6 protein-coding genes are annotated in these 7,318 nt (G+C 68.7%); 5 read left to right on the forward strand and 1 reads right to left on the reverse strand.

Annotated features, from left to right (window positions below):
• A partial coding sequence (locus ACT3SQ_RS18565; RefSeq protein ID WP_444601574.1) for a DEAD/DEAH box helicase occupies positions 1-473 on the reverse strand: 473 nt, incomplete at its 3' end.
• 68 nt (positions 474-541) lie between these two features.
• On the opposite strand from ACT3SQ_RS18565, the gene panD reads away from it, so the two are divergent.
• The 5 genes from panD to ACT3SQ_RS18590 all read left to right on the forward strand — a co-directional run bounded on the left by panD (position 542) and on the right by ACT3SQ_RS18590 (position 7,216).
• Positions 542-967: an aspartate 1-decarboxylase gene (gene panD / locus ACT3SQ_RS18570; protein ID WP_441444379.1), complete on the forward strand. Its 426-nt coding sequence runs from the start codon at positions 542-544 to the stop codon at positions 965-967.
• A gap of 125 nt (positions 968-1,092) precedes the next feature.
• A complete protein-coding gene (locus ACT3SQ_RS18575) occupies positions 1,093-2,019 on the forward strand; it encodes an AEC family transporter (protein ID WP_441444378.1) in 927 nt (308 codons plus the stop codon).
• A gap of 240 nt (positions 2,020-2,259) precedes the next feature.
• The gene (leuS, locus tag ACT3SQ_RS18580; protein WP_441444377.1) at positions 2,260-5,220 is read left to right on the forward strand and encodes a leucine--tRNA ligase; all 2,961 of its coding nucleotides are present in this window, start codon (positions 2,260-2,262) and stop codon (positions 5,218-5,220) included.
• A 208-nt stretch (positions 5,221-5,428) separates the two neighbouring features.
• Positions 5,429-6,610, forward strand: coding sequence for a hypothetical protein (locus tag ACT3SQ_RS18585; RefSeq protein WP_441444376.1), 1,182 nt, complete (start codon positions 5,429-5,431; stop codon positions 6,608-6,610).
• Between the two features lie 87 nt (positions 6,611-6,697).
• Positions 6,698-7,216 (forward strand): hypothetical protein, encoded by a 519-nt coding sequence (locus ACT3SQ_RS18590; protein WP_444601575.1) that lies wholly within the window; start codon positions 6,698-6,700, stop codon positions 7,214-7,216.
• The last annotated feature ends 102 nt before the right edge of the window (positions 7,217-7,318 follow it).

Here is a 7,318-nt window from a genome sequence, read left to right on the forward strand (position 1 = left end):
AGGTCCAGCTGGAGCGCGCCGCGCTCGGCGAGATCGATCAACCGGCCCGGGGTGGCCACCACGATCGACACGCCGCGGGCCACCGCGTCCGCCTGCTTCTCGATGTTCATGCCGCCGGCGACCAGCTGCGCCTTGATTCCCACGGCCCGAGCGAAGGGGTGGATGGTGTCCACGACCTGCACCGCCAGCTCGCGCGTGGGCACCAGCACCACCCCGAGCGGACGCTTGCGATGCATCTTGCGACCGCGGAAGCGGGAGGTCATCGCGAGCGTGAAGGCGAGGGTCTTGCCGGAACCGGTCTCGGCACGGGCCAGCACATCACGCCCGGCGAGCGCGTCGGGAAGGATCACGGACTGGATCTCGAAGGCGCTCTCGAGCCCCTGCTCGGCGAGGACCCCGAGGAGCTCATCGGGCAGCGCCATGTCCTCGAACCGCTCGGAACGGCGTGCTGAACTGCGGCGGGCCTTGGGCATGGTGATCCTCCTGACGAAACGGACGTCTCCATCATCCAGCATGCGGGCGTGATGAGAGAATAGGAGCGATGTTGCGCACTCTGATGACCTCGAAGATCCACCGAGCCACCGTCACGCAGGCAGACCTGCACTACGTGGGTTCGGTGACGATCGACCCTGCCCTCACGGAGGCCGCGGGTCTGGTCGAGAACGAGCAGGTCACGATCGTAGACATCACCAATGGCCACCGCCTGATCACCTATGTGATCGAGGGCGAGCGCGACAGCGGAGTGATCGGCATCAACGGCGCCGCAGCGCATCTGGTCACCCCGGGCGACCTGGTGATCATCATCGCGTACGGGCAGCTGGACGAGACGGAGGTCTCCACGCACCGCCCCCGTGTCGTCCATGTCGATGCGCAGAACCGCATCGTGGGCCTCGGCTCCGACGGCGCCGAGCCGGTTCCCGGCAGCAGCGATCAGATCGACGGCCGCACCTCGCACGGGATGCGCTGACCGCTGCCGCACCCCCTGATGTCCGGCGATTGGGCCGCGCGTCCGGCGATTGAACGACGGAACCCCCTTTCCTGCTGGCCGTCTAGGATCAGTCCGGTGATCACGTCTTCCCTCCTCCCGCCGCTGTGAGCGGGGTTCTGGCCGGCTTCTTCATCGTCTGGTCCATGATCGGTGTGGGCTGGGTGGTCGGACGCACCGGAGTTCTCGGTCCGCACGGTCGCTATGTGCTGAACTGTTCAACCTTCTTCGTTGCCTCCCCGGCCCTGGTGCTGGTGGGGCTGCTCGAGTCCGATGTGCGCGAGGTGCTCTCGCTGCCGATGGCCGTGGCCGGCATCTCGGGGCTCGCCACCGGCGCGATCTTGATCATCGCGGTGGCGCTGTTCACCAGACGTCGAGGCGCGGACCTGGTGATGACCGCGATCAGCGGCTCCGTGGTCAACGGAGCGAACATGGGCTTCCCGATCGCCCTCTATGTGCTCGGCGACATCTCGCACGCACTGCCTGTGATCCTGTTCCAGCAGGCGGTGTACACGCCGCTGTACCTGTTCGTGCTGCATCGGGTCACCGAGAAGGACTCCTCTGGCCCCGCCGGAGTGCTGCGCAGCATCGTCGCGAACCCCACCATCATCGCCTCCGCCGTCGGCCTGCTCCTGGTGCTGGCGGGGGTGAAGATCCCGGCGGTCGCGCTCGAGCCGATCCACTCGTTCGCGGACATGGCGATCCCGGCGATGCTGCTGGCCTATGGGCTCTCCCTCTACGGCTCGCGGCCGCTGGCGAAGGCTGACGGCTATCGCGGGCTGATCGCGGTCGCCTCGGCCTCGAAGCTGCTGCTGATGCCGGTGATCGCGCTGGGAGTGGGGCTGCTGCTCGGGATGCGGGGCGCCTCGCTCTACGAGGTGGTGGTGATGGCCGCCCTGCCCACGGCGCAGAACGTCTATGTCGCTGCAGCCCGCTACCGCGCCTCGGAGAACCTCGCCCGGGACACGGTGCTGATCACCACGATCGGGACCGTGCTGGTGCTGCTGCTGATCTCGGGCCTGCTCGGGGTCTGAGCACTCCCCGAGCACGCTCGAGGGCACGGGCCCCGGCGCGGTAGGATGACCCCGTGACTCGACGGCTCCTGCTTATGCAGCCGCGTCGGACAAGGCCCGCGCCCACCCCGCGCTCCTGAGAGCGTGCCGGTGCGCACATGAGGCACCGATGCGGCTCCCCTCGCCTGCGCGAGGGTTTTTTCATGTCACGAGACGCCTGGCGGCAACCGCCGCACTGATCCTTCGGAGGACGATTCACCCATGAGCGAGGCCCCGCACCGCTACACCGCCGCCGTCGCGGACGAGATCGAGCGCCGCTGGCAGCAGCGCTGGGACGAGGACGGCACCTTCCACGCCGACAACCCCGTCGGCGAGCTGCGCGGCTCTGCCGAGTCGATCGAGCAGGCCGCCGCCACTTCCGGCGGCGCCGCCGCCGAGAAGATGTACATCATGGACATGTTCCCCTACCCCTCCGGGGCAGGGCTGCACGTGGGACATCCGCTGGGATACATCGCGACCGACGTGGTCGCCCGCCATCAGCGGATGATGGGCAAGAACGTCCTCTACACGATGGGCTACGACGCCTTCGGCCTGCCCGCCGAGCAGTACGCCGTACAGACGGGCACCCATCCGCGCATCACGACCGAGTCCAACATCGCGAACATGCGCCGCCAGCTGCACCGGCTGGGCCTGTCCCATGACTCCCGCCGTTCGCTGGCCACCACCGATCCTGAGTTCGTGAAGTGGACGCAGTGGATCTTCCTGCGGATCTTCGACTCCTGGTACGACCCCGAGGCCCCGAACGCCGACGGCATCACGGGACGGGCGCGGCCGATCGCCGAGCTGCGTGAGGAGCTGCGCGGCGGCACTGTGGATCCGTTCGCCCTCGCCGACCGCCAGGGCATCGAGCTGCCCGAGGGGTGGGCGGGCCGCTCCCCCGCCGACGTCACCGCCGCCACCGACGCCGAGCTCACGGAGCTGGCCGACTCCTTCCGCCTGACCTACATCTCCGAGACCCCGGTGAACTGGTGCCCGGGTCTGGGCACCGTGCTGGCCAATGAGGAGGTCACCGCCGAGGGCCGCTCCGAACGCGGGAACTTCCCGGTCTTCACCCGCCGGCTGCGGCAGTGGAACATGCGGATCACCGCCTACGCGGACCGCCTCATCGATGATCTGGACCGGGTGGACTGGCCCGAGTCGATCCGCGCCATGCAGCGCAACTGGATCGGACGCAGCCACGGCGCGCAGATCACGTTCCCCACCGCCGGCCTGTCCTCAGCTCCCGAGGCATCCTTCGACGTGTTCACGACCCGTGCGGACACCCTGTTCGGCGCGACCTTCTGCGTGCTCTCCCCCGAGCACGCGCTGCTCACGGATCCCTCGTCCCTGCCCGCAGCATGGCCGGAGGGCACCGAGGAGTCGTGGACCGGTGGCACCGCCACCCCGCGGGAGGCCGTGGAGTCCTACCGGGCACGTGCCGCCTCTCTCGACGAAGACGAGCGGACCGCGGACGATCGCGAGAAGACCGGCGTGTACACCGGGCTGACCGCGACGAACCCGATGGACGGCCGCGAGCTGCCCGTCTTCACCGCGGACTACGTGCTGACCGGCTATGGCACCGGCGCGATCATGGCGGTCCCCGCCGAGGATGAGCGAGACTTCGCCTTCGCCACGAAGTTCTCGCTGCCGGTGATCCGCACCGTGCAGCCGCCTGCTGATTTCAACGGCGGCGCCTGGACCGGAGAAGGCCAGAAGATCAACTCCGCGAACGCCGATCTGGATCTGAACGGCCTGGACAAGGACGAGGCGAAGGCGCGCGCGACCGAGTACGCCGAGGAGAAGGGCTTCGGGCGTGCCCGCACCACCTTCCGGCTGCGGGACTGGCTGTTCTCGCGCCAGCGCTACTGGGGTGAGCCCTTCCCGATCGTCTACGATCCGGCGGCGCCCGAGCTGCCGATCCCGCTGCCGGAGTCGATGCTGCCGCTGGACCTGCCCGAGGTCGCGGACTTCTCCCCCAAGACCTTCGATCCCCAGGATGCGGACACCGAGCCGCAGACCCCGCTGTCGCGCGCGACGGAGTGGGCCGAGGTCGAGCTGGACCTGGGCGAGGGTCCGAAGACCTACCGTCGAGAGACGAACACGATGCCGCAGTGGGCGGGTTCGTCCTGGTACCACCTGCGCTACATCGACCCCACCGAGGATGATGTCCTGGTGCGTGCGGAGAACGAGAAGTACTGGCTCGGCGCGCCCGAGGACGGCGGCGTGGGCGGCGTGGACCTGTACGTCGGCGGGGTCGAGCACGCGGTGCTGCACCTGCTGTATGCGCGGTTCTGGCACAAGGTGCTCTTCGACCGCGGCGACGTCTCCAGCCAGGAGCCGTTCCACCGCCTGTTCAACCAGGGCTACATCCAGGCCTTCGCCTACACCGACGCCCGTGGCGTCCACGTCCCCGCCGAGGAGGTCGTCGCAGGGGCCGACGGCACCTTCACCTACCAGGGCGAACCTGTCACCCAGGAGTACGGGAAGATGGGCAAGTCGCTGAAGAACGCGGTGGCACCGGATGACATGTACGAGGAATACGGCGCCGACACCCTGCGCGTGTACGAGATGTCGATGGGACCGCTGGACCTCTCACGGCCCTGGGAGACCCGCGCCGTCGTCGGCTCCCAGCGCTTCCTGCAGCGTCTGTGGCGCCTCGTGGTCGATGAGGAGACGGGGCAGCTGACGGTCACCGACGACCCCGGGGACCGGCCCACGATGCAGGCCACCCACCGGGCGATCGATGGGGTCACCCGGGACATGGAGCGGATGCACTTCAACACCGCCATCGCGAAGCTCATCGAGCTGGTGAACCACCTGACCAAGCAGCTCACCGCCACCGGTTCCACGCCGCGTGCGGCGGTCGAGCCGCTGGTGCTGATGGTCTCTCCGCTGGCCCCGCACCTGGCCGAGGAGCTGTGGGCACGGTTGGGTCACAAGGGCAGCATCTCGCGAGTGGCGTTCCCGGTGGCGGATCCGGAGCTGCTGAAGGCCGAGCAGGTCACCTGCGTGATCCAGATCAAGGGCAAGGTGCGCCACCGCATCGAGGTGGATCCCGGGATCTCCGAGAGCGATCTCGAGGCAGCGGTGATGGCCGAGCCGCGGGTGCAGGAGCTGCTGGAGGGCCAGACCGTCCGCAAGCTGATCATCCGTGCGCCGAAGATCGTGAACATCGTGGTCTGAGCTGCTCGACTGAGCTGACGGCCCCGGGAATCCGTAGGACGGGTTCCCGGGGCCGTCTGCTGCTCGGGCTCTGCAGCCCGGCCTCTGCTGCCCGGGCTCTGCTGCCCGGGCTGTCCCGCGCCGCCGACGGTTCCTCCACATCCCTCGTCCATCCACATTCCCCGGCGGTGACCGACGTCCGCAGATCGTGATTGCCTACGGTCTCGCCATGAACACTTTCTGGGGATCCGAGACCGTCGCCCTGACAGAGCTGTCCGCCGAGTTTTCCACCGACGCGGCTCAGCTGGGGGCGGTGATCACCGCTGTTGCACGCACGGTGCACGCCACGGCCTGGTTCGGTCCGGACGCGGAGGATCACCGCCGGTGCACCGATGAGGTGGTCGACACCGTGATCCGGCTGGTCGAGAAGCTGCGGGAGCGCGGCCGGCAGCTCGAGGGCGAGGCCGCGGAGCAGGACGTCTGCTCCCAGCCAGACACCGCTCCCGGGGTGGCCGGAGATCCGCTCGGCGTGCGGGCGACCCCGCCCTGGGTCCCGGACCCGGCCGTGGGACTGCCACCGCTGCAGGGGAAGGGCGGCATGGAGTGGGGGCCGATGATCGGCGGTCCCTTCATGCATCCGGACCCGCAGCGTCTGGCGGATCGACTGCCTCGGCTGCCCGATCTGGACGAGCTCTGGCCGATGATCGGCGGTCCCTTCATGCGGCCGGACCCGCTGCGGACCATCCCCGCGCCTGCTCCGCTCCCCAAGGGAGAGGAGTTCGCGCTGGATCCCGAGATCCTCGCCGAGGCGCAGCTCGATCGGAAGCTCGGACTCGGTGCGATCCCCTTCGTCGGCGCGGCGCAGACGGTGATGGGGGTCCATAGCGGCATGGGGCAGATCTTCGACCGGACGGAGCAGAATCTCGAGGAGATCGGCCTCGGGGCACTCACCCCGGCGGTCTCGGTGGTGCGAGTGCCCCACACCGTCGCCGGGGCCGTGCTCGGGAGCGACTCCGTGCCGGGGCAGGTGATCTCCGGCATCGACCAGGGGCTCGCCAACGTCATGCAGACCAGCGAGGAGGTCTCCTCTGCGATCGGGGACGGCGACCTGGCGGGCATCGTGCGCGCCGGCGAACGCGGGATGTACCGCCATGCAGGTGCGATGGCGGACATCCTCGCCGCCACCCCGGTGCCGGCCATGTCCCGGACGGCCTCGGAGCTGATCGGCACGGGCGCGGATCTCGTGGAACCCGTCAACCCGGGGGCGGCCGCTCCGCTGCGCGCGATGGAGCAGTCGACCCTGGAGTACGGGCAGCAGTGGCAGCGCGGCCTGGACGGAATCACCGATCCGGAGCGCTACTACGACCTGCGCCGTGAGTACCTCCCGGCGCCCTGGGACCCGCAAGGGTGACGTCGAACAGCGTGTCTCTGGATCTCGTTCAGGGATGGGCAGTCCTCCCCATGGCGCACCCTCGTTTGAAGCGCGATCATGGTGGGTATGACCTTCTACGGTGCCGACACCGATCAGCTGCGCGACCTAGCGAGCCGGTTCAACGGCGCCTCGGGGCGGGTCGAGGAGCTGCTGACCTCGCTGCGGGGACTGGTCCATGCGGTGAACTGGGTGGGCCCGGACGCCGATGACTTCCGGTCCCAGTACGACATCGCCCATCAGCGTGGCATGAGCAGCGCTGCTCAGGTGTCCGAGCGCGGAACCCTGCTCGAGGAAGAGGCCGACGAGCAGGATATGACCTCTTCCCCTGGTAACGGCGCGCACGGTGGCTGGAGCGCCAGAAGAGGGTCCGGTAACGGCTTCGGTGGAGGCGGCCCTTTCCCCGCCCCCGGCTCAGGCGACGACGGCTGGAAGGACTCCGCCAAGCACATCGCGAGAATGTTGGCGAAAAGCTCTCCAGCATGGCCGAAGACAGCAAAGATGCGCCGCCGTGGTTGCGTCGCGTGGCAAAGATGGCACCGATCGCCGGCGCGATCCCTGACGTCGCAGAGGCAGTCGAGAGCTTGAAGGCAGGCGATACCGGGGGTGTGCTTGGGAACAGTGCCGAAGCTCTCGGAAGCGTGACGCCGCTACCACTCATCCAAGGACTCGCGACCGCCAACGACTTTA

Origin of the sequence: Brachybacterium sp. AOP42-C2-15, from assembly GCF_052377065.1 — a bacterium.
Classification (GTDB): Bacteria; Actinomycetota; Actinomycetes; order Actinomycetales; family Dermabacteraceae; genus Brachybacterium.